General features: G+C 71.5%; 17 protein-coding genes. 13 read left to right on the top strand and 4 right to left on the bottom strand.

Features of this window, described 5'->3' with window-relative positions; all coding sequences use genetic code 11:
• The first annotated feature begins 56 nt into the window (after positions 1-56).
• From NJ376_RS14235 to NJ376_RS14210, 6 genes are all read left to right on the top strand, one after another.
• Positions 57-1079 (top strand): YncE family protein, encoded by a 1023-nt coding sequence (locus NJ376_RS14235; RefSeq protein WP_305879983.1) that lies wholly within the window; start codon positions 57-59, stop codon positions 1077-1079.
• A 128-nt stretch (positions 1080-1207) separates the two neighbouring features.
• Complete coding sequence (locus NJ376_RS14230) at positions 1208-1960, top strand: polysaccharide deacetylase family protein (protein ID WP_252953941.1); 753 nt, start codon at positions 1208-1210, stop codon at positions 1958-1960.
• Complete coding sequence (locus NJ376_RS14225) at positions 1957-2895, top strand: sterol desaturase family protein (RefSeq protein WP_252953940.1); 939 nt, start codon at positions 1957-1959, stop codon at positions 2893-2895. Before NJ376_RS14230 ends, NJ376_RS14225 begins: the two co-directional genes overlap by 4 nt.
• A gap of 277 nt (positions 2896-3172) precedes the next feature.
• A complete protein-coding gene (gene bla, locus NJ376_RS14220) occupies positions 3173-4009 on the top strand; it encodes a class A beta-lactamase (protein ID WP_252953939.1) in 837 nt (278 codons plus the stop codon).
• Positions 4010-4031: 22 nt separating this feature from the next.
• Positions 4032-5180, top strand: a complete 1149-nt coding sequence (locus NJ376_RS14215; RefSeq protein ID WP_252953938.1) for a Kelch repeat-containing protein — start codon at positions 4032-4034, stop codon at positions 5178-5180.
• A 75-nt stretch (positions 5181-5255) separates the two neighbouring features.
• Entirely contained in the window at positions 5256-6425 is a 1170-nt protein-coding gene (locus NJ376_RS14210) for a BaiN/RdsA family NAD(P)/FAD-dependent oxidoreductase (protein WP_252953937.1), read from the top strand.
• Positions 6426-6642: 217 nt separating this feature from the next.
• Here the strand turns inward: NJ376_RS14210 and chrA are convergent, their stop codons facing one another.
• A complete protein-coding gene (gene chrA, locus NJ376_RS14205) occupies positions 6643-7995 on the bottom strand; it encodes a chromate efflux transporter (protein ID WP_252953936.1) in 1353 nt (450 codons plus the stop codon).
• Between the two features lie 165 nt (positions 7996-8160).
• Here chrA and NJ376_RS14200 point away from each other — a divergent pair, with 165 nt between their 5' ends.
• The gene (locus NJ376_RS14200) at positions 8161-8811 is read left to right on the top strand and encodes a hypothetical protein (protein WP_252953935.1); all 651 of its coding nucleotides are present in this window, start codon (positions 8161-8163) and stop codon (positions 8809-8811) included.
• On the opposite strand, the gene NJ376_RS14195 is transcribed toward NJ376_RS14200, so the two are convergent.
• Positions 8774-12211 (bottom strand): indolepyruvate ferredoxin oxidoreductase family protein, encoded by a 3438-nt coding sequence (locus NJ376_RS14195; protein ID WP_252953934.1) that lies wholly within the window; start codon positions 12209-12211, stop codon positions 8774-8776. The genes NJ376_RS14200 and NJ376_RS14195 overlap by 38 nt on opposite strands.
• A gap of 528 nt (positions 12212-12739) precedes the next feature.
• On the opposite strand from NJ376_RS14195, the gene NJ376_RS14190 reads away from it, so the two are divergent.
• Positions 12740-13207 carry an Lrp/AsnC family transcriptional regulator gene (locus NJ376_RS14190; protein WP_252953933.1) on the top strand — a complete coding sequence of 156 codons (468 nt, stop codon included), beginning with the start codon at positions 12740-12742 and terminating at the stop codon, positions 13205-13207.
• 22 nt (positions 13208-13229) lie between these two features.
• Here the strand turns inward: NJ376_RS14190 and NJ376_RS14185 are convergent, their stop codons facing one another.
• The gene (locus NJ376_RS14185) at positions 13230-14522 is read right to left on the bottom strand and encodes a DUF4214 domain-containing protein (protein WP_252953932.1); all 1293 of its coding nucleotides are present in this window, start codon (positions 14520-14522) and stop codon (positions 13230-13232) included.
• A gap of 224 nt (positions 14523-14746) precedes the next feature.
• Here NJ376_RS14185 and pdxA point away from each other — a divergent pair, with 224 nt between their 5' ends.
• The 5 genes from pdxA (at position 14747) to NJ376_RS14160 (ending at position 19922) form a co-directional block, all read left to right on the top strand.
• The gene (pdxA, locus tag NJ376_RS14180) at positions 14747-15754 is read left to right on the top strand and encodes a 4-hydroxythreonine-4-phosphate dehydrogenase PdxA (protein ID WP_252953931.1); all 1008 of its coding nucleotides are present in this window, start codon (positions 14747-14749) and stop codon (positions 15752-15754) included.
• Positions 15739-16458: a pyridoxine 5'-phosphate synthase gene (locus NJ376_RS14175; protein WP_252953930.1), complete on the top strand. Its 720-nt coding sequence runs from the start codon at positions 15739-15741 to the stop codon at positions 16456-16458. Before pdxA ends, NJ376_RS14175 begins: the two co-directional genes overlap by 16 nt.
• A 285-nt stretch (positions 16459-16743) precedes the next feature.
• Positions 16744-17046, top strand: a complete 303-nt coding sequence (locus NJ376_RS14170) for a glutathione binding-like protein (RefSeq protein WP_252953929.1) — start codon at positions 16744-16746, stop codon at positions 17044-17046.
• Positions 17047-17262: 216 nt separating this feature from the next.
• Positions 17263-17724, top strand: coding sequence for a (2Fe-2S)-binding protein (locus NJ376_RS14165; RefSeq protein WP_252953928.1), 462 nt, complete (start codon positions 17263-17265; stop codon positions 17722-17724).
• Entirely contained in the window at positions 17721-19922 is a 2202-nt protein-coding gene (locus NJ376_RS14160) for a xanthine dehydrogenase family protein molybdopterin-binding subunit (RefSeq protein ID WP_252953927.1), read from the top strand. Before NJ376_RS14165 ends, NJ376_RS14160 begins: the two co-directional genes overlap by 4 nt.
• 325 nt (positions 19923-20247) lie before the next feature.
• Here NJ376_RS14160 and NJ376_RS14155 read toward each other — a convergent pair whose 3' ends face one another.
• Positions 20248-21873: a calcium-binding protein gene (locus tag NJ376_RS14155; protein ID WP_252953926.1), complete on the bottom strand. Its 1626-nt coding sequence runs from the start codon at positions 21871-21873 to the stop codon at positions 20248-20250.
• Between the last annotated feature and the right edge of the window lie 67 nt (positions 21874-21940).

Genomic DNA, 21940 nt, shown 5'->3' with positions numbered 1-21940 from the left:
GCCAAATGCAGGGGCGCGCGGAATCCATGCGGCGTTTGTTTGGACAAGAGCCACCCATGCGGCGCGCCCCATTCGCGCTCCTCCTGCTCGCCGGGCTTTCCCTCCCCAGCCTGGCGAAGGCCGATCTGGTCTATGTGCTGAATTCGGGCGATGCCTCCATCACCGTGCTGGAAAGCACGACGCGGGAGGAGGTGCGGCGCATTCCCATCCTGCGGGAGGTGCACCACCTGCTGCTCAACCCGGAACGGACGGAGCTGGTCGTCGGCGATTCCGCGGCGAATGAGCTGCTCTTCCTGAACCCCGACACGGCGGAAATCGTCCGGCGGGAGCGGATCAGCAACCCCTACCACATGGATTACAGCCCGGACGGCAAGTACCTGGTCATCACCAGCCTGCGCCGGGACCAAGTGGATATCTACGAGGCCGCGACGCGCACCCTGCTGGCGCGCCTCAAAGTGCCGGACAAGCCCAGCCACCTGGCCTTCTCGCCGGACAGCCGCATGGTCTACGTCACCCTGCAAGGGGCGCGGCGGCTGATGGCGATCGACCTGACCACCCGCCGTCCGACCTGGACGACCGAGGTAGGGCCGCAGCCGGCTGGGGTGCTGTGGCACCGCGACAGGCTGCTGGTCGGCATCATGGGCAGCGACCAGGTGGCGGTAGTGAACCCGGCCGATGGCAAGCTGGAGCGCGGGATCCAGACCGCCCGCGGAGCCCATACCGTCTTCGCCTCCCCCAATGGCGGACCGCTCTATGCCACCAGCCGGGTGGACAGCCGGCTGACGGTGCTGGACCCGGAGACGTTGGAGGTGAAGGCGCGGTGGGAGCTGCCGGGCGGGCCGGACTGCATCGCCTTCGCGCCGGATGGCAAGCTTTGGGTCACGCTGCGCTGGGTGGCCCGCGTGGCGGTGGTGGACCCGGCAACGGGGGAGGCGGAGACCATCCCGGTCGGGCGGTCCCCGCATGGCGTCTTCGTGCAGCCCCGGCAGCTTCCCCTGCCGCCGGCGCCGGTGCCCGTGGTGGAGGCGCCGGCCACCCCGGTGATGGTGCCGGGGGTGGTGCCGGCCGCGCTGCGATGAGCGGGGTCGAGGGAGGCTCTGCCTCCCTCGAGCTCCCTCCGCCAAAGGCCGAAGGGCCTTTGGAAACCGGGAGTTTTTGCCCGGCGGTGGAACCTGCCGACTCAAGGGATCCAAGGGCCTTTCGGCCCGTGGCAGGGGGTCCCGAGGGGGACGGCGTCCCCCTAGGACGCCGGGCCCTGCTGGCGGCCCTGGCCGTCCCCACCTCCGCCCCGCCCGTCTATCTGACGATCGACACCGGCTGGGGCCGCGAGGCCGAGGCCATCGCCGCCATTCTCCGCCACCACCAGATCCGCGCCACCCTGTTCCTGGCGAACGAGCCCAGCTTCACCGGCGAGGACACGCTGTCCGATGCCTGGGCTCCTTTCTGGCGCGCCCGCGCCGCGGAGGGACACGTTTTCGCCAGCCATACCTGGCGCCACTGGTATTTCCGCGGCGACCCTGGCCCCGGCCGGGTCCGCTACGCGTCCCGCCAGGGGCACGGGGCGGAGGTGCTGGACGGCCCCGCCCTCTGCGCCGAACTCCGGCGCCCGCTGGACCGGCTGCGGGAGATCGCCCCGGCGGCGGAGATCCTGCCACTTTGGCGCGCCCCGGGCGGCATCACCACCCCCAATGCCCTGGCCATGGCCTCTGCCTGCGGCCTGACTCATCAGGGCTGGACCGCCAATGGCTTCTGGGGCGATGAGCTGGACGGCACCCGCCACCCCAACCCCGCGCTGGCCCGCCGTGCCATCGAGCGCACGCGGCCGGGGGAGGTGGTGGTGCTGCATTGGGGTGTCCGCAGCCGGCAACCTCCCTTTGCCGCGGTGCTGGAGGAGGTGGTAAGCGGCCTCCTTGCCCGTGGCCTGCGCTTCGCCACGCTGCCGCCCACAGGGGTCAGATGATCGAGGACACCTACGCCGCCTTCACCGGCTGGCTCTTTGAGCACACGCTGCAGCCCGTGCTCTACGCCACGGGGATGATGGACTGGGCGGAGGACCTCTTCGCCTGGCTGGACTTCGCCCTGCGCGGCCTGTTCGGCATCCTCGTCGTCTATTTCGTCTGCCGGCCGCTGGAGGCCTGGCGGCCGGTAGAGCCGCGGCAGGATGGCGCCGCCATCCGCACCGACATGGTCTATACCTTCCTCAGCCGGCTCGGCGTCCTGCCGCTGGTCGCCTTCGTCCTGCTCGCCTCCCTGCAATCGCGCTGGGAGGGGTGGCTGACGGAGGTGGGGGTGATGCCGCCGACGCTGGAGGAGCTGTTCCCGCCGCTGCGGGACCACCCGCTGCTGGCGCTGGTCGCCTACGTCATCGTGCTGGATTTCGGCGAGTATTGGCGCCACCGGGCACAGCACGGCTTCCGCTGGTGGTGGGCGCTGCATGCCATCCACCACGCCCAGCGGCAGATGACCTTCTGGACCGATGACCGCAACCACGTGCTGGATGATGTGCTGGCCGCGTTGTGGTTCGGCGGGCTGGCGCTGCTGATCGGCGTGCCGCCGGGGCAGTTCCCGCTCATCCTGCTGTTGCTGCGGCTGGCGGAGAGCCTCTCCCACGCCAATGTCCGGCTCAGCTACGGGCGGGTGGGGGAACGGCTGCTGGTCTCGCCGCGCTTCCACCGGCTGCATCACGGAGAGCTTTCGGCCGGGGCTTCGGGGAAGAATTACGCGGTGCTGCTGCCGATCTGGGACTGGATCTTCGGCACCGCGGATTTCCGCCGCGACCACTACCCGCCGACCGGCGCCGCCGATGCTGGGGAGGCGATGGAGCGCGGCGGCTGGCTGCGCCAGCAATGGGCGGGGTTCCAGCGGCTCGCCCTGACGATTGCAAGGCGGGCCTAAAATTCCCCACAGAACCGCTGCGCGGCTTGGTGGGGGCCAGGGTCGCTTTGCTTTCCAGACCTCGCACAGCCTTCCGCGGCGAAGCCGCGGAAGGGCAACAGGCAGCGGGGGCTTCGATGGGCAGTTTTCAAGTCGGAGCCCGGTCGCCAGCCCGCATCTTCACCAAGGCCGACATCCACCTGCCTATCGCGCCGGCGGAGGAGGGGCGCGCCCCCTCTCCCCTCACTGGCAGCGGAGGCCGGGGGAGAACCCAACGAGATTTCAGGACCCTCAGCCCATGCCCATTCCCCGTCGCGCCCTCTTTGCCACGCCGCTTCTCACCCTCCCGGCCCAGGCCCAGCCTGCGCCATTCGCCGCGCTGGAGGCCCGGCATGGCGGGCAACTCGGCGTCGCGGTGCTGGATACCGGCAGCGGCCGCGGCCTGGCCCATCGCCCCGATGAGCGCTTCCCCCTGACCAGCACCTTCAAATTCCTCGCCGCCGCCCTGGTGCTGGCCCGCGTCGATGCAGGGGAGGAGCGGCTGGACCGCCACCTCGCCTATGGCGAATCCGCCCTGGTGACCTATTCCCCCGTCACCGGCCCGGCCGCGGCGCGCGGCGGGCTGACCATCGGGGAGGCCTGCGAGGCCGCCGTCATCCTCAGCGACAACACCGCCGGCAACCTGATGCTGGACAGTTTCGGCGGTCCCGCCGGCCTCACCGCCTGGCTGCGCCGCATCGGCGATGCCGAGACGCGGCTCGACCGCCGCGAGACCGAGCTGAACGAGGCCGCCCCCGGCGACCCGCGCGACACCACCACCCCGGCAGCCATGCTTGCCACCATGCGGAAGCTGCTGCTGGGCGAGGTGCTCTCCCCTGCCTCCCGCGCCCGGCTCCTCGGCGGGCTGGAAGCCTGCCGCACCGGCGACAGGCGGCTGCGCGCCGGCTTCCCGGCCGGCTGGCGCGCCGGCGACAAGACGGGCAGCGGCAACCGCAACGCCACCAACGACATCGCCATCGCCCACCCGCCCGGGCGCGCGCCCCTGCTGGTGGCGGCCTACTACATCGGCGCCGAGGCCCCGATGGCCCAGCGCGAGGCGGTGCTGGCGGAGGTCGGGCGCCTCGCTTCTGCTTGACCGGGCCGGTGGTGCCCGCATCATGCGCGGCACCACCCCGGAGACCGCCATGCATCGCCGCCAATTGCTGGCCGCCGCGGCCAGCCTTGCCGCGCCTGCGGCCCTAGCCCAGCAGCACCAGCATCACGGGGCGGAGCTGCGCCCCATCCCGCCCGCGGCGGACCAGTATCACAGCCTGCAGGGCGGCACGCCGCACCACATCACGCCCGACCAGGCGGCACAGCGGGTGACGGACAGCCCGGCGCCGGCCGGGCCGCCTGGCCGCTGGGTGAGCCGCGCCGCCCTGCCCATTCCGCGCAGCGAGATGGCCTGGGCGACCGAGGCGGCCGGCCGCATGCATGTCATCGGCGGCTATGGCGAGGGCCGCGTCGATCGCGGCTACCACCATGTCTATGAGCCGGCAGGCGACCGCTGGTTCGACGCCGCCCCCCTGCCGCGCGGCGCCAACCATGTCGGCGTCGCGACGTTGGAGGGCCGGGTCTATGCTTTCGGCGGCTTCATCGAGCAGAACCGCAACCCCGATGCCAATGGCTATGTCTATGACCTGACGAGCGACCGCTGGACAACGCTGCGCCCCATGCCGCGGCCGCGCGGGGCGGTGGGCGTGGTTCCGCTCGCGGGCAAGCTGCATGTCATCGGTGGCGCCAGCGCACCGACCATGGAACGGGCCAGCGTCGGCTGGCATGAGGTGTATGACCCGAAGGCGGATAGCTGGGAGATGCGCAAGGCCCTGCCCGGTGCGCGCGACCATGTCGGCATCATCGCGCATGAGGGCGCAATCCATGTGATCGGTGGCCGCTTCAACACCTTCGAGTACAATACCGGCCTGCATCATGTGTACCTGCCGGCCCGGGACACCTGGGAGGAGCGCGCCCCGCTGCCGACGCCCCGTTCCGGCCATGGCCTTGTGCTCTATCGGGACCGCTTCTTCGCCATGGGCGGGGAGGGCGGCATCCTGGAGCGGGGCGTGCCGCGCAATGCCAAGGTCTTCGGCCAGATGGAGAGCTACGATCCGAAGACCGACACTTGGCAGCACCACGCCCCGATGCCGACGCCGCGCCATGCCGTGGCGGCTGTCACCATCGGCGACTGGGTGTATGTGGCCGGCGGCGGCGCCGTCCTCGGCGGCAGCGTACAATCCTCGATCCACGAAGCGTTTACGCTAGGCTGACGCGCTAGAGCCTGCAGACTCACAGAAATAGATGGGGGGCGCGGGGGGAATACCTTCCCCCCGTCATTTTTCCTTATGTTCGATGCCATCATCCTCGGCGCCGGCGCCGCCGGCCTCATGGCCGCCGCCACGGCCGGCCAGCGCGGCCGACGGGTGCTGCTGCTGGACCACGCGCCGGAGCCCGGCCGGAAGATCCTCATCTCCGGCGGCGGCCGCTGCAACTTCACCAATCTGCAGTGCGCGCCGGACCGTTTCCTCTCGGCCAACCGGCATTTCGCCCGCTCGGCGCTCGCCCGCTACACCCAGCAGGACTTCATCGCCCTGGTGCGCCGCCATGGCATCGCCTTCCATGAGAAGACGCTGGGGCAGTTGTTCTGCGACGGCTCCGCCCGGCAGATCCTGGCCATGCTGCTGGCCGAGGCGCGGGCGGGCGGGGTCGATCTGCGCCTGGGCCATCGCGTCACGGCCGTGACCCGCAGCGCCCGCTTTCGGGTCGAGACCGACCATGGCGCGTTCGAGGCCCCGGCCCTGGTGCTGGCCACTGGCGGCCCCTCCATCCCGAAGCTCGGCGCGACCGGCTTCGCCTATGAGGTGGCGCGGCAATTCGGCCTGCCGGTCGTGCCGCCCCGTCCGGCCCTGGTGCCGCTGACCTTCGAGGGCGAGGCCTTGGCGCTGATGCGCCCGCTCTCCGGCGTGGCGCTGGAGTGCATCGCCCGCATCGGCCGGGCGAGCTTCCGGGAGGCGATGCTGTTCACTCATCGCGGCCTCTCCGGTCCGGCGATCCTCCAGGCCTCCTCCTACTGGTCCCCTGGCGAGGCGCTGAGCCTGGATCTGCTGCCGGGCCAGGACGCTGCGGCCCGGCTGCGCGAGGGGAAGCGCACCCGGCCGCGCGCCGAGCCCCGCACCCTGCTGGCCGAGCTGCTGCCCCAGCGCCTGGCCGCCGCCCTGACGCCGCTGCACCTGCCGCCCAAGCCCCTGGCGGAAGTGCCGGACCGCGCCCTGGACGCGCTGGCCGCCCTGCTGAAGGCCTGGCGCCTGACGCCTGCGGGCACCGAGGGCTATGCCAAGGCGGAGGTGACGGGGGGCGGCATCGACACCGCCGCGCTCTCCTCCCGCGACATGCAGGCCAAATCGGTGCCCGGCCTGTTCGCGGTGGGGGAGGCGGTGGACGTCACCGGCTGGCTCGGCGGCTATAATTTCCAATGGGCCTGGAGCAGCGGCTGGGCAGCGGGGCAGGTGCTCTAGATCTCCCCACGACACCGCTGCGCGACGCCGCGAGGGCCCGGGTTCGCTGAATTCCCCAGGTCTCGCACAGCCTTCCGCGGCCAAGCCGTGGAAGGGCAGCGGGGAGCGGCTGGCCCGGCAGGGGTACTTGGTTCTCCACGACGCCTCGGCGCCGAAGGCGGGCGTGCCGAGACCTTGTTGCCCACTGCCGCAGGCAGCGCCCCTTCCGGCGAAGCGGCTACAGCGCCAGCCGTACCAGCCCGGCCACCGCCACCACGCCGAGCGTCTTCACCACCCCGAGCTTCAGCCGGAACAGGCAGAGCGCCGCCAGCACCGCCAGCATCGCCGCCAGCGGATCAAGGCTCGCCGGCACCGGCACATCGAGCGCCAGCGGCCCGAACGGCAGCCGCACCACCTCGGCGAAGAGCACCCGCAGCCCGAACCAGAGGGCGAGGTTGCCGATCACCCCGACGACCGCCGCCGTCACCCCGGCCAACGCGCCCTTCAGCTTCGGCGCGTCATGCAGCCGCTCCACGAAGGGGGCGCCGAGGAAGATGAAGGCGAAGCAAGGCAGGAAGGTGACCCAGAGGGTCAGCGCCGCCCCCGCCACGCCGCCGGCCACACCCCCCGCCGCATGGCCGGCCAGATAGCCGACGAATTGCAACACCAGGATGAGCGGCCCCGGCGTGGTCTCCGCCAAGCCGAGGCCCGCCAGCATCTGGTCCGCCGTCAGCCAGCGGTAATGCTCCACCGCCTCCTGCGCCACATAGGCCAGCACGGCATAGGCGCCGCCGAAGGTGACGACGGCCATCTTGGAGAAGAACCAGGCGATGTCGCCCCAGGGGGCATGGTCCATCAGCAGCGCGACCGGCCAGACCCAGAGCGCCAGCGCCGCCAAGCCCGCCCGCCGCGCCGCGCCGCCGAGGCGCGTCATCCGCCCCGGCTCCGCGGCCTGCAGCGCATCCAGCAGGGCAGGGGGGCCATCCGCCGCGGCGCCATGCCCGCCGCCGGCGAGGCCGCGCGGCACGGCGTAGCCCAGCAGCGCCGCCGCCAGCACCACCACGGGGAAGGGAAGCTGGAAGGCATAGAGGGCGAGGAAAGCCGCCCCCGCCAGCGTCCAGGGCAACGTCCCGTGCAGGGCGCGCTTCGCCACCCGCAGCAGCGCCTCCAGCACCAGCACCAGCACGGCGCATTTCAGCCCGAAGAACAGCGCCGCCACCAACGGCACCTGCCCGAGCGTGGCATAGAGAATGGACAGCGCCAGCATGACCAGCGCGCCTGGCAGGATGAAGAGCAGCCCCGCCGCGACGCCGCCCGCCACCCCATGCATCAGCCAGCCGAGATAGGTGGCGAGCTGCGTCGCCTCCGGCCCCGGCAGCAGGGTGCAGAAATTCAGCGCATGCAGGAACCGGGCATCGGAGACCCAGCGGCGCTCCTCCACCACCTCCCGGTGCAACAGCGCGATCTGCCCGGCCGGCCCGCCGAAGGAGAGGCAGCCGATCCTCGCCCACACCCGGATCGCCTCGCCGAGGCTGGGGAAATCTGCCCCCGACATGGCGGCAGGTGCCGCTGCCGCTTCCTTGCCCGCCATGTCCCGCCCCCGCCGTCGCGCACCCTTCTGCCACAGGATGGCAGCGAGGGCGTGCCCGGCCACATTCTAACCGAGAGATCATCGTCGGACGTTGCCGCGATGACGCGCCGCGATTGACCGCGCCGCGGCCGCCCGGGAGACTGGCCCCCCGACCCGGAGGCCCGCATGCCGCCGCGCCACCTTCTGCTCTGCCTCCCGCTGCTGCTCGCCGCCTGCGCCGGTGCCGGGGATAAATTCGGCTCGCCGGCGGTGCCGGCGGGCGGCGTCGGCACCGCCAGCGCCGCGGTCACCGCCTTCATGCATCTCTGCGGCCGGCTGGAGCCGGAGGAGGTGGAGCGGCGGGCCCGGACCTACGGCTTCGTCGCCATCCATCCCAGCCGGTTGCCGAGCGGCGCGCCGCTCCCCGCCGGGTCCCGCATCATGGCGCGGCCGCAGGGCGCCCCGGCCCTGCTGTTCTGGAGCGATGTGGGGCCGGGCTGCGAGCTGGCGGTGGGCGGGGTGGACCCGGAGGCGCTGGCCACCGAATTCGACACCATGCTGCGCGGGCTGGGGCAGCGGCCGGAGCTGGCGGTGAATACCAACCTGCCCCTGCCGCCCGACCCGGGCGGCGAGCTGCGGGTGCAGCGCGTGGCGCTGGTCTCGCCGCGGGCGCTGCTGCCCTCGCCGCCGCGGCTGATGGCGCTGCGCACCGCCAACGCCCCCCGCACCATCCAGGCAGTGCTGACGCTGCGGGTGATGACCCCGGGCGCGACCGCCGCGGCGCCGCCCGGGATGCTGGCTACTCCGCCGCCATCGCTGGGGGCGCCGAAGGGCTGAACACGGCCTGCTCCAGCTCCGCCATCCGGGCGCGGGTGGCGGCGGCGTTCCGGGCCTTCACCGGGCCGTAGCCCTTGATGCCGGCAGCCGCTTCCGCCCAGTCGCAGATCGCCGCATGGGTGGCGGGGGAGAGCGGCACCAGCAGCCGCTCGATGCCCGCACGGTATTCGGCGATCAGGGCGCGCTCCATGCGCCGCTCCTCGGTGCGGCCGAAGGGGTCGAGCGCGGTGCCGCGCAGCACCTTGCCATGGCGCAGCCAGCCCATCGCCTTCCCCATCCAGGGGCCGAACACCATCTTGCGCGGCTGGCCCGTCACCGGGTCCGGCTTCGCCAGCAGGGGCGGGGCCAGGTTGAATTCCACCCGTTGCGTGCCGGTGAAATGGCTGTCGAGGAAGCCCTGCCATTCCGGCAGGGAGTGCAGCCGCGCCACCTCATACTCGTCCTTGTAGGCCATGAGGCGGTAGAGCTGCGTCGCCACGGCGCGGGTCAGCCGCTCCTGCCCCGGCGCGTCGCGCCGCTCCGCCTCCCGCACGCGGGCGACGAAATCGGCGTAGTCCCGGGCATAGGCGTCGCTCTGGTACTCGGTCAGGTCGGCCACGCGGCGGGCGATGAGCTGATCCAACGGCAGCTCCTCCGGCCGCACCGGCGCCGGCGGGGTCAGCGCCGCCTGGCGGCCGAGGGCGAAGGCGGCCTTGTTGCGCTCGATCTGCGCGCCGTTCAGCTCGAGGGCGCGGTTGATCGCCTCCGCGCTCAGCGGCACCAGCCCGCGCTGGAAGGCGATGCCGAGCAGCCAGACATTCAGGTAGATGAGGTCGCCCAGCGCCTCCTCCACCACCTGCACGCCGGGCACCGTCACCACTTCCCGGCAGGCGCTGCGGACGCTGGCCAGCATGCCGTCGCGGTCGTAGCGGGTGGCGGGGTTGAGGACGAATTGCGCGGTGGGCTGCAAATCGTCGTTCAGCACCGCGACGGTGCGTTCGCTGCCGAGCAGGGGGCGGGCGGTGCGGCCCTGCGCCACCACCATGTCGGCGGAGAGCAGCAGATCCGCCTGGCCCATGCCGATGCGCGGGCTGTCGATCGTCTCCGGCGCCGCGCCGGGGCGGCCGATGCGGAGCTGCGCGAAGACGCCGCCGCCCTTCTGTGCGAGGCCGAGCATGTCGACCGAGCGCGAGGGCCGCCCTTCCAGATGCGCCGCCATGCCGAGGATGGCGGAGAGTGCGGTGACGCCCTGGCCGCCGACGCCGGCGATGAGGATGTTGAAGGCCGGTTCGCCTGCGCGCGGCTCGGGGATCGCTGGCTCCGCCACCGCCTCGCCGAGCTTCGGCACCGGCTTCTTCACCGGCTCCGCGCCGACCAGCGTGATGAAGGAGGGGCAGAAGCCCTCGACGCAGGAGAGGTCCTGGTTGCAGGCGCTCTGGTCGATCTGCCGCTTGCGGCCGAACTCGGTCTCCAGCGGCTCGACGGCGAGGCAGTTGGAAGTGCGGGAGCAATCGCCGCAATCCTCGCAGACGCGCGGGTTGATCGCCACGCGCTTCTCGGCCACCGCCTGGGTGCCGCGCTTGCGCTTGCGGCGCCGCTCGGTCGCGCATTGCTGGTCGTAGATCAACACCGTCACGCCCGGCACCTCGCGGAGCTGCCGCTGCACCGCATCGAGGTCCCGCCGGTGATGATACTCGATGCCTTTCGGCATGGACTCGTCGCCCTGGTGCCGGGCCGGATCGTCGGAGACGACGACGATCTTCTCCACGCCTTCGGCGGCGACGAGCTGGGCGATCTCCGGCACGCCGAGTTCGCCATCCACGGTCTGGCCGCCGGTCATCGCGACGGCGCTGTTGACCAGGATCTTGTAGGTCATGTTCGCGCCGGCGGCGACCGCCTGGCGAATCGCGAGGCTGCCGGAATGGGCAAAGGTGCCGTCGCCGATATTCACGAACATATGCGGTTCGGAGACGAAGGGGGCCATGCCGAGCCAGGGCATGCCTTCCGCACCCATATGCGTGTAGAGGTCCGTCTTCCGATCCATGTAGATCGCCAGCGTATGGCAGCCGATGCCGGCCATGGCATGGCTGCCTTCCGGCACCCGCGTGCTGGTGTTGTGCGGGCAGCCCGGGCAGAAATGCGGCGTGCGGTCATGCACCGGCGGCGCCTGCAACTGCGCAATGCGGTCGAGCCGGCGGATGGCGTCGCGGAGCTGCTCGGTCTGCAGCTCCTCCGGCAGCCGGGCGGCCAGCGCCCGCAGCACCGCGCCGGTGTCCAGCTCCGTCAGGTCGGAGAGCAGGCGGCGGCCTTCCTCGTCCCGCTTGCCCACCACCCGCGGCCGGTCGTCCAGCGCATAGAGGGCGTCGCGAAGCTGCGGCTCGATCACCGGGCGGCGATCCTCGACCACCATGATCTCCTCGAGGCCGCGGGCGAAGGCGCGGGCGCCCTCGACATCCAGCGGCCAGGCGAGGCCGACCTTCCACAGCCGAAGCCCGGCCATGCGCGCCAGCTCCTCGGTGATGCCGGCATCGTGCAGCGCCTGGCGCAGCGTGGCGTAGCCCTTGCCGCGCGCGGCGATGCCGAAGCGCGCGCGCGGGCTGTCCATGACGATGCGGTTCAGCCCATTGGCCCGGGCGAAGGCAAGGGCGGCCGGCAGCTTGAAGTGCCGCAGCCGCTCCTCCTGCGGGATGGCGTGGTCGCGCAGGCGGATATGCACGCCATCCGGCGGGAAGGCGAATTCCGGCGTCACCGCGGCGTAATGCGCCGGGTCCACCAGGACGGTGCCGGCGCCGTCCATCGTCTCCGCCACGCATTTCATGCCGACCCAGAGGCCGGCGAAGCGCGACATGTCGATGGCCTTCAGCCCGAAATCGAGGATCTCGTGCACCCCGGAGGGGTCGAGCACGGGGATCTCGACATCCATGAAGGAGTATTCGCAGCCGGAGGTGATGGTGGACGACTTGCAGGAGGGATCGTCGCCGGCCAGGGCCAGCACGCCGCCCTTCGGCGAGGTGCCTGCGCTGTTGGCATGGCGCAGCGCGTCGCCGCTGCGATCGACGCCCGGGCCCTTGCCGTACCAGATGCCGAAGACGCCATCGAATTTCTGGTTGCCATAGAGCGCGATCTGCTGCGTGCCCCAGATCGCGGTGGCGGCCAGATCCTCGTTCAGCCCGGGGCGGACGACGATGTTCGCTGCGTCCAGCCGCGCCTTCTGGCGCATGAGCTGCATGTCGTAGGTGCCGAGCGGGGAGCCGCGATAGCCGCTGACATAGCCGCCGGTGTTCCAGCCCAGGACGCGGTCCAGCTCATGCCGGATCAGGGGCAGGCGGACCAATGCCTGGATCCCGGTCAGCAGCAGCGCCTCTCCCGACTTCTCCCACCGGTCGTCCAGCGTGGCGTCGGGGCGTTGAATGCTGCCCATGGTGTTCGTCTCCAGACCCTTGGACGTGAAATGTCGGGCCGGGAGGCGCCCAGGACAAGCCCCCGGCGGCCCGGCTGCTATCGGAAGGATGCGCCGGGTCGTGCGGAGTTTTCTGCTGAAGTTTGGCCCTGGCCGGCGGCGAGGCAGAAGATCCTTCCGGAACTGCGCGGGGTTGCCGTAGAATCCTACCGAGGGCCGGGCTGCTGGTGCCGGCCGGATGCCCGATAGCTGGCGGACGGCCCAATTCTCGGCATGGGCTGGCCGCTCGACGGGACAGAAGACGGCCGGAGGTCGGGCAGGTGAGTCCGGGGAGACATTGGCGGTACTGCCGCTCCTGCAACACCACCTCGGGGACACGCTCCTGGCATCCACCTCCATGGATCGCCAGTGGCGGGAGGGCCGCGCCCGGACAGCGATGGAGCTGATGGCGGCCGCCGAATTGGGCGGGCGCGTCATGGCGATGCTATGACCGCTCTCCACCCATTGCCGCCCTGAGCATGGGACCCAGCGTCGGATCGCGAAGCTGCCATGGACCCGCCCCGTCTCGACGCCACCGACCGTCGCATCCTGCGCGCCCTGCACCGCAATGCCCGGCTGACCAATGCCGAGCTGGCGGAGCAGGTGGGACTCTCGCCCTCGCCCTGCTGGACACGGGTGAAGCGGCTGGAGCAGGCCGGGGTGATCCAGGGCTATGTCGCGATCCTGGACCAGGCGCAGTTTGGCCTGCCCGATACCGTCATCATCGAGGTGATGATGGAGCGGCATGACGAGGAAAGCCTGCGGCGCTTCGAGCAGGCGGTGACCGAGATGCCGGAGGTGATCGAGGCCTGGCTGGTGACCGGCGAATACGACTACGTCATCAAGGCCGCGGTCGGCGGCACGGCGGGCTATGAGAGGCTGTTGCGGGAGAAGCTCTACCGCCTGCCCGGGGTTCGCCACACCCGCACCAGCTTCACCCTGCGCTGCCTGAAGCAGAGCTGGACGCCGGCACCCTGAAGCCGCCCCTGGCGTCCGGGCCTCACATCACCCAGACCCCATCCGTGGCCGCCGCGGGAGGGCCGGCCGCCTGGGCGAGCCCGCCGGCATCGGTGCGCCACTCCCCGCTGCCCGTCGCGGTGGAGCTCCAGAGCCCGTCCGGATGCAGCGCCGCCTGGTGCGCCAGCCCTTCGTCGCTCAGCGCCAGATCCACGGCGAGCTGCGCCCGATCGAGGCCGGAGGCGAGGCGCCCGGTCTGCAGCGCCAGTTCCGCCCCGCTGGGCGCGCGGCCAAACACCGCGTCGAACAGCGCCGCCACGAAGGCTGCATCGCCCGGCACTCCCAGCCCGGCGCCGCCGAGGGAGGCGGCAAGGTCCACCCAGGCCAGCCCCGCTTCGGCCGCGGCCGTCGCGGCGCCCAGCGCCGCGCCTTCCGCCGCCTCGCCCGTCACCGCCACCTGCAGCGCCGCCGCCTTGGCCGCCGGGCTGTCCACGGCGTAGTCCACCTGGCCATCGGCCAGCTTCACCTGCTCCACCCCGGCAACCCAGACCTCGCCCTGGCCGTTCTGCAATTGCCGCACGCCCTCGCCATAGGCGTTGTCGGTGCCGACCTGCCGTGCCTCGAAGGCGCCGCGCAGGGTGGTGCCGTCGGCGTCCAGGGTGAAGCCGGCCAGGCTCTCGCCCGGCAGCAGCAGGGGGATGACGCTCTGCTGGTCCTCCGGCATGCGCACGGTGATCGGCAGGGCGAAGCTGGCGCTGTTCAGCCCGTCCGAGACCTCGATGATGATGGTGCGCACCGGCCCCTCGTCCAGGCCGAGGCTGACCCCGCTCTTCAGCCGCAGCGCGTTGTCCACCACCTCGAAGCGCCAGGCATCCTCCTCGGGGAAGCTGAAATGGAAGCTGCCGCTGCTGTCGGGGTCGGTCACCGCCAGGGTGCCGATGGTGGCGCCGATTGCCCCGGCCGTCACCGCGCCGCCGGTGGCGAAGGCGAGGGCGATGGGCGGGGTGTCGTCCCGGTCCAGCACGGCCACCTGGTAGTGCTGCGGCAGGTCCTGCACCGAGTCATCGGCGAAATTCAGGCGGAATTGCAGGTCCACCAGCGGGTTGCCGCCGTGGAAGGCCTCGAAATCCAGCAGACCGGCCGGGGTGACGGCGAGGAGCTTGGTCGCCGGGTCCCAGCGGGCGCTGAAATAGAGGCCGTGGCTGCCGATGACCTCGACGCCGGCGAGGCCGGCGAGGTCGCCAGTGAGGCTCAAATTGCCAACCCAATCGCCGACTTGGCTGTTCTCGGCGATGGCGCTGGGCAGGACTCCGTTCACGGTTATGGCGCGGGGCATGGCTGAGGGTCTCCGGCGTCTCCCTTCATGAGACGTATGAGACCTGAAGGATCTCTTATGGGCGTGTTTTTGATACGCCGGCCTTCGGTATATCGATCCCGTTCCAGAAAGCGGCGATGCCGTCCCGCAACCGGGGCTGCCGGCAGGCAGGCTGCCGCCGGTGCGGGGCCAGCGGCCGGATCGCGGGTGACGGCGCCCCCGACCCGGCGCTACATCCGAGGGCAATGCAGACCGTCCCCGCCAGCACCGCCCCACAGCTTGCCCCCCTGGCCTTGACCATGGGCGAGCCCGCCGGCATCGGCGCCGAGATCGCCGCCGGCGCCTGGGCGGCGCTGCGCGCCACCGGCCCGGCCTTCTTCCTGATCGACGATGCGGACCGCATCGCCGGTGTGCCGGTGCGCCGCATCGCCGCGCCGGAGGAGGCCGAGGCTGCCTTCCCCGCGGCGCTGCCGGTGCTGCACCGCCCCCTGCCGCGCCCGGCCACCCCCGGACGGATCGACCCCGCGAATGCGCCTGCCGTCATCGGCTCGATCGACGAGGCGGTGGCGCTGGCCAAGGCTGGCCGCGCCGCCGGGGTGGTGACCAACCCGATTCAGAAATCCGCCCTCTACGCCGCCGGCTTTCGCCACCCCGGCCATACCGAATACCTGGCGGAGATCGCTGGCACCGGCGTGCCGCCCATCATGCTGCTCGCTTGCCCGGAGCTGCGGGTGGTGCCGGTGACGATCCACGAGCCGCTGAGGCAGGCCATCGCCCGGCTGACGCCGGAGCTCATCGTCGAGACCGCCCGCCTCACCGCCGCCGGGCTGCGGCGGGATTTCGGCATCGCCGCGCCGCGGCTGGCCATTGCCGGCCTCAACCCGCATGCGGGCGAGGACGGCACGCTCGGCACCGAGGATCGCGACATCGTCGCCCCTGCCGTCGCCGCGCTGCGGGCCGAGGGGATCGATGCGCGCGGCCCCATCCCGCCCGACACCATGTTCACCGCCAAGGCGCGGCCGGGCTACGACGTGGCGCTCGGCCTCTATCACGACCAGGCGCTGATCCCGATCAAGACGCTGGACATGGCGGGCGGCGTGAACGTCACGCTCGGCCTGTCCATCACCCGCACCAGCCCTGACCACGGCACGGCGCTGGACATCGCCGGCACCGGCCGGGCCGATCCTGCCAGCCTGATCGCCGCCCTCCGCCTGGCGGCGGAGATTGCGAGGAAAAGATGCGCCTCTCCGTGAATGTCGATCACGTCGCCACCCTGCGGAATGCCCGTGGCGGCACCCATCCGGACCCGGTGGAGGCGGCACGCGTCGCCATGGCGGCCGGCGCCGATGGCGTGACCGTGCATCTGCGCGAGGATCGCCGCCACATCCGCGACCGCGATGTGGAGCGCATCAGCGCCGAGGTGGCGACGCGGCTGAATTTCGAGATGGCAGCGACCGAGGAGATGGTCGCCATCTGCGCCCGCCTCCGCCCCCCCGCCTGCTGCCTGGTGCCGGAGAAGCGCGCCGAGCTGACCACCGAGGGCGGGCTGGACGTGCTGCGCGCCGGACCCTTCCTGGCCGAGGCGGTGAAGCGCCTCGCCGGCAACGGCACCGAGGTCTCGATCTTCATCGAGCCCGACCCGGCGCAGATCGAGGCCGCGGCGAAGCTCGGCGCTCGGGCGATCGAGCTGCATACCGGCACCTATGCGGATGCCGCGCCCGAGGCGCGCGGGCCGATCCTGGCGCGGCTGAAGGCAGGGGCGGCGGTGGCGGCCTCGCTCGGCCTGCACTGCCATGCGGGACATGGGCTGAGCTACGAGACCATCGGCCCGATCGCGGCGATGCCGGAGGTGGCGGAGGTCTCCATCGGCCACTTCATCATCTCGCAAAGCGTGTTCGAGGGGCTGCCTGCGGTGATCGCCCGCTTCAAGGCGCTGATCGCCGCGGCGCGGGGCTGAGGCGATGGCGGAGCCGGCGCTGACGCTGTTCATCTTGCCCGACTCCAGCTCCATGGCGCCGCATATCGCGTTGCGCTAGGTGGGCGCGCGTTTCGCACGGCGCTCGCTCTTCTTCACGCGGCGGGAGCACCAGGGGCCGGACGTCCTGGCGGTGAACCCGGAGGGCAAGGTGCCGGTGCTGCTGGTGGATGGGCGGCCGCTGACGGAAGGTGGCCGGCATCCTGTTCTGGCTGGCGCGCCGGTATCCGGCGGCGGCGCTGCTGCCGGCGGGGGGAGGAGGCCTGGGTGGTCTCCTGGATGTCCTTCCTCGCTTCGACGGTGCACCCGGCGCGGCGCCAGGGGGCGACGCATGCGAATGCCGTCTGGGCCCTGGCGGAGCAGCGCCTGGGCGGCGCCGATTGGGCGGTGGGCGGGCGCTATTCCATCGCCGACATCCATCTCTTCCGCCTCTATTGGCGCTTCCGTCCCGTTGCGATGACCGGCGCCCTGCCGGGGCTGGAAGCGCATTACGTGCGGATGATGGCGCGCCCCGCGGTGCAGGAGACGATCGCGGTGGAGGCGGGGCTGGGTTACGAGTTGCCGGCCTAGGCTGGGGGAGGGCGCTGCCCTCCCCCAGAACCCCCACCCGCCAAGGGCCGAAGGGCCCTTGGAACCCTTAAGTCTCGGCCCGGCGGTTGAAGCGCTAAACTCAAGGTTTCCAAAGGCCCTTCGGCCTTTGGCGGGGTGAGCTCGAGCGGGGCAGCGCCCCTCTCGACACCGCCTTTCCACCCTGCGACCCTCCTTCCAGAAGCTACGGGAGGCGACATGGTGCAGTTCACCCTGAACGGCGCGGCTGTCACGCTGGATATCCCGCCCGATACCTCCCTTCTCCACGCCCTGCGCGGCCCTGCCGGCCTCTCCGGCCCCCGCTTCGGCTGCGGCACGGAGGGCTGCGGCGCCTGCATGGTGCTGGTGGAGGGCGTGCCTGCCTATGCCTGCACCCTCGCGGCTTCCGCCTGCGCCGGCAAATCCGTGACCACGGTCGAGGGGCTCGGCACGCCGGACGCCCCGCACCCCCTGCAAGCCGCCGTCCTCGCCGAGCAGGCCGGGCAATGCGGCTATTGCCTCTCCGGCATCCTCGTCAGCGCCGCCGCGCTGCTGGCGAAGACGCCCGATCCGGATGAGGTGGCGATCCGCGCCGCGCTCGACCCGCATCTCTGCCGCTGCGGCAGCCACAACCGGATTGTCCGCGCCGTGCGGCGGGCGGCGCGGGAGATGGCGGCATGAGTGCGCCCGATCGCGGAGAGCCGGAGGCCCGCAGCGAGACTCGGCCGCACCTGCCATCAAGCGGCTTCACCAACGTGACGGGCGGCCCGCCGCCCGGCGCGCCGAAGCTGCCGGGCAGCCTCAACGCCAATCGCCGCCTGTCGCAATGGCTGGCCTTCCACGCCGATGGCCGCGTCACCATCACCCCGGGCAAGGTGGAGATCGGCCAGGGCATCCTGACCACGCTCTCCCAGATCGCGGCGGAGGAGCTGGACGTGGCGCTCTCCCGCGTTACCGCCCGCGCCGCCGTGGCGCCGGAGGCACCGGATGAGGGGGTGACCAGCGGCAGCCTCTCCACCCAGGACAGCGGCAGCGCCATGCGCCATGCCTGCGCTGCAGCGCGGGGCATCTTCCTGCAGGTGGTGGCGCAGCGCACCGGCATTCCGGTGGAGGACATCACCGTGGACGACGGCATCTTCCACGGCCCCGCCGGCCCCATCGGCAGCTACTGGGCGCTGGCCGATGCCGCGCTGCTGGACTGCGAGGCCCCGGCCGAAGCGCGCGTGAAGCCGGCTGCCGCCCGTCGCATCGCCGGCACCTCCGTGCCGCGGCTCGATCTGCCGGACAAGGTCTTCGGCGCCGCGCGCTATGTGCACGACCTTCGCCTGCCGGGCATGCTGCATGCGCGCGTGGTGCGCCCGCCCTCCCGCGGCGCCGCGCTGACCGCGCTGCGCGAGGGCCCCTTGCCCGGCGAGGCGCGGGTGGTGCGCGGCGGCAGCTTCCTCGCCGTGCTGGCGGCGACGGAATGGGACGCCGAGACGGCCGCTGCGCGCCTCGCCGCCCGCGCCGAATGGGCGGAGCGCGACACGCTGCCGGAGCAGGCGGGGCTGCCGGACTGGCTGCGCGAGGCCGCCATGCGCGGCGAGCGCAGCGAGGTCGCCGCCCGCGGCACGCCGCCCGCCACCGTGTCACGCAGGCTGAAGCGCCAATTCCACCGTCCCTACCTGGCGCATGCGTCCATTGGCACGAGCTGCGCCGTGGCGCGCTGGCAAGGGGAAGCGCTGGAGGTCTGGAGCCACTCCCAGGGCCCCTACAACCTCCGCGCCGATCTCGCCAAGGCGCTGCGCATCCCGGATGCGCGGGTCACCGTGCGCCACATGGAAGGCGCCGGCTGCTACGGCCATAACGGCGCCGATGACGTGGCGCTGGATGCGGCGCTGGCCGCCCGCGCCGTGCCCGGCACGCCGGTCCGCCTGCTCTGGTCCCGCGCCGAGGAACTGGGCTGGGCGCCCTTCTCCCCCGCCATGCTGGTGGAGATCGAGGCCGATACGGATGCGCAGGGCAGGCTGCTGAGCTGGCGCAGCCACATCATCAGCAACGGCCATTCTAGCCGCCCCGGCCGCGCGCCGGAGCCGACGCTGCTCGCCGCCTCGATGCTCGCCGAACCCTTTCCGGTGAAGCCCAGCATCAACCCGCCCATGGCCGGCGGCGGCGGCGCCCCGCGCAACGGCGTGCCGCTCTACGCCATCCCGCATCTGGCCATCGAGACGACGCGGCTGCTGGAGATGCCGATCCGGACCTCCGCGCTGCGCGGCCTCGGCGCCACGCTGAATGTGTGGTCGATCGAGAGCGTGATGGATGAGCTGGCGGAGGCGGCCGGCGAGGACCCGCTGGCCTACCGCCTGCGGCATCTGGAGGATCCGCGCGCCATCGCCGTGCTGGAACGCGCGGCAGAGCTGGCGAACTGGGCCGGCCGAAGCAAGCGGGAAGGCTGGGGCATGGGCCTCGGCATGGCGCGCTACAAGAACAGCGGCGCCTGGGCGGCCGTGGTGGCGGAGATCGAGGCGCGGGAGCGCATCTTCTGCCGCCGCCTCTGGGTCGCCGGCGATGTCGGCGAGACGGTGAACCCGGACGGCGCGGCGAACCAGTATGAGGGTGGCGCCATCCACGGCGCCAGCGTGGCCCTGCTGGAACAGGTGCGCTTCGACCGCCGCCGCGTCACCAGCGACAATTGGGATGCCTATCCGATCCTCCGCTTCTCGGAGGTGCCGGAGGTGACGACCAGCCTGATCGATCGGCCGGACCAGCCCTTCCTCGGCGCGGGAGAGGCGGCCATGGCGCCGACCATCGCGGCGATCGCCGGGGGTATCCATGATGCGCTGGGCCTCCGGCCCCGCGCGCTGCCCTTCACGCCGGAGACTCTCGCGGCCGGCATATAGGCCAGAGAAGGCCCGACCGGATCGACCGCTGCGAAGGAGGTGGTCCCCCTTCGAGCAGCAGGCCGGAGCGGCTTGCGTGAACCCGGGCAAAGGCAAGCCGCCCCTTCGTGCCGGCCCCGCAGGTCCTGGGCTTCCGGGCTCCGGAAGGCCGCTTGGGCGCCGGCTCGGTGTCCTGCGCGAAGGATCGCGCAGGATGTCAGGACGCGAGACGAGCCGGCACCAGCGGCACCCCGAGGGCGGTTGGTCGTGACCGACCAACCGCCCTCGGTCGCCGCCGGGCCGCCGCAGCGGCCCCGGCGACGGTTCGGGACCGATGCCGCCGGTATCAGGCGATGCCGATGTCGCCCAGCGACCGGCCCTCATACACGCCATAGCTCAGATAGTGCTGCAGCGGGTTGACGCCGGCGGCCGCCACATCCGGATTCGCCGCCAGATAGGCGGTGGTGTCGAAGCCGGCCGAAGGGTCGCGCCCCTCGTGCCAGCCATAGAGATTGTAATGGGTCAACGGGTTCAGCCCGGCAGCGGCGACGTCCGGATTCCGGGCGAGGTAGTAGGAGGTGTCGAACAGGTAGGAAGGGTCGCGCCCCTCGTGCCAGCCATAGAGATTGTAATGGGTCAACGGGTTCAGCCCGGCAGCGGCGACGTCCGGATTCCGGGCGAGGTAGTAGGAGGTGTCGAACAGGTAGGAAGGGTCGCGCCCCTCGTGCCAGCCATAGAGATTGTAATGGGTCAACGGGTTCAGCCCGGCAGCGGCGACGTCCGGATTCCGGGCGAGGTAGTAGGAGGTGTCGAACAGGTAGGAAGGGTCGCGCCCCTCGTGCCAGCCATAGGCCTCATAATGGGCGGCCGCGCTCAACCCGGCCGCGCCGACATCCGGGTTGGCCAGCAGGTAGTATTGCGCATCCAGCCCGCCGGCGAGCGAGAAGCCGACCGCGGGATGCGCCGCCCGCCCTTCCGCCTGGCCATAGGACAGGTAGTGCTGCAGCGGGTTGACGCCGGCGGCCGCCACGTCCGGGTTCTGCGCCAGGTAGAGCGAGGTGTCGAACCGCGCGGAGGGATCCCGGCCCTCGCGCCAGCCATAGGTCATGTAATGGAAATAGGCGTCGAGCCCGGCGGCGCGCACATCCGGATTGGCCGAGAGATAGCCGTTGTAGTCGAAGAAGCCCGGCTGGATGACGAGTTGTCCGCTCGAGAGGTCCCAGACGGTGCCGGTGCGCTCGAACACGACGCTCTCGATCGCACCCCGGAAGGCCGGATTGACCCCGGTGTTGAAGAAATTCTCGAGCGTGATCGCCTGGGCGTTGTTGGTCTGGCTGATGACCAGGTCGTTGGAGGCGCGGACGGCGCGGAAATCCAGCTCGGAATAGTCGGCGGCGATGCGGATCTGGTCCACCCCCGCGCTGTCCGCGATGGAATCGCGGCCGAAGGCGCCAAAGAACAGGTAGGTGTCGTTGCCCTCCAGCCCGCGCAGCGTGTCATTGCCGCCGAGCCCGAAGATGGCATCCGGGCCGGAGGTGGCGGTGATCGTCTCGTTGGCGTTGGTGCCGACGAAACCCGGGTTCAGGAAGGCCGCGCCGCTGGCCAGGTTCCAGATCGCGCCGTTCTGGGCGAAGGCGACGCTCTCCACCGCGCCGCGGAAGGCCGGGTTGACGCCAGGGTTGAAGTAGTTCTCGAGGCTGATCGACTGGCCACCATTGACCTGCAGGATCCGCAGGTCGTCGGAGACGCGGGAGAGGCGGAAATCGGCGCTGGAATAGTCGGCGCCGATGAGGATCTGGTCCACGCCGGTGGTGTCGTAGACCGTGTCGATCCCGAAGGCGCCCCCGAAGATGTAAGTGTCGTTCCCATCCAGGCCGCGCAGTGTATCGTTGCCGCCAAGGCCCGTGAGGGTGTCGTTGTCCGGCGTGCCGGTAAGCGTCTCGCTTGCATTGGTACCTGTGAAAGCCGCCATGCCGAACGTCTCCCGCCCATAAAGTTGAGGTAATTTGTATACAATCACTCGACCGGGATGCGCTTGT

The organism is Siccirubricoccus soli, assembly GCF_024178315.1.
GTDB classification, from domain to species: domain Bacteria; phylum Pseudomonadota; class Alphaproteobacteria; order Acetobacterales; family Acetobacteraceae; genus Siccirubricoccus; species Siccirubricoccus soli.
The sequence above is the reverse complement of the archived record's forward strand: the minus strand, read 5'-3'. Positions and strand labels throughout refer to the sequence as shown.

Bases quoted from the DNA above. Each gene is read 5' to 3' on its own strand.
- NJ376_RS14185 (WP_252953932.1), bottom strand. From the start codon at position 14,522: ATGCCCCGCGCCATAACCGTGAACGGAGTCCTGCCCAGCGCCATCGCC.
- NJ376_RS14175 (WP_252953930.1), top strand. From the start codon at position 15,739: ATGCGCCTCTCCGTGAATGTCGATCACGTCGCCACCCTGCGGAATGCC.
- chrA (WP_252953936.1), bottom strand. From the start codon at position 7,995: ATGGCGGGCAAGGAAGCGGCAGCGGCACCTGCCGCCATGTCGGGGGCA.
- NJ376_RS14215 (WP_252953938.1), top strand. From the start codon at position 4,032: ATGCGCGGCACCACCCCGGAGACCGCCATGCATCGCCGCCAATTGCTG.
- NJ376_RS14235 (WP_305879983.1), top strand. From the start codon at position 57: ATGCGGCGCGCCCCATTCGCGCTCCTCCTGCTCGCCGGGCTTTCCCTC.
- NJ376_RS14190 (WP_252953933.1), top strand. From the start codon at position 12,740: ATGGACCCGCCCCGTCTCGACGCCACCGACCGTCGCATCCTGCGCGCC.
- bla (WP_252953939.1), top strand. From the start codon at position 3,173: ATGCCCATTCCCCGTCGCGCCCTCTTTGCCACGCCGCTTCTCACCCTC.
- NJ376_RS14195 (WP_252953934.1), bottom strand. From the start codon at position 12,211: ATGGGCAGCATTCAACGCCCCGACGCCACGCTGGACGACCGGTGGGAG.
- NJ376_RS14225 (WP_252953940.1), top strand. From the start codon at position 1,957: ATGATCGAGGACACCTACGCCGCCTTCACCGGCTGGCTCTTTGAGCAC.
- NJ376_RS14200 (WP_252953935.1), top strand. From the start codon at position 8,161: ATGCCGCCGCGCCACCTTCTGCTCTGCCTCCCGCTGCTGCTCGCCGCC.
- NJ376_RS14155 (WP_252953926.1), bottom strand. From the start codon at position 21,873: ATGGCGGCTTTCACAGGTACCAATGCAAGCGAGACGCTTACCGGCACG.
- NJ376_RS14210 (WP_252953937.1), top strand. From the start codon at position 5,256: ATGTTCGATGCCATCATCCTCGGCGCCGGCGCCGCCGGCCTCATGGCC.
- NJ376_RS14165 (WP_252953928.1), top strand. From the start codon at position 17,263: ATGGTGCAGTTCACCCTGAACGGCGCGGCTGTCACGCTGGATATCCCG.
- pdxA (WP_252953931.1), top strand. From the start codon at position 14,747: ATGCAGACCGTCCCCGCCAGCACCGCCCCACAGCTTGCCCCCCTGGCC.
- NJ376_RS14160 (WP_252953927.1), top strand. From the start codon at position 17,721: ATGAGTGCGCCCGATCGCGGAGAGCCGGAGGCCCGCAGCGAGACTCGG.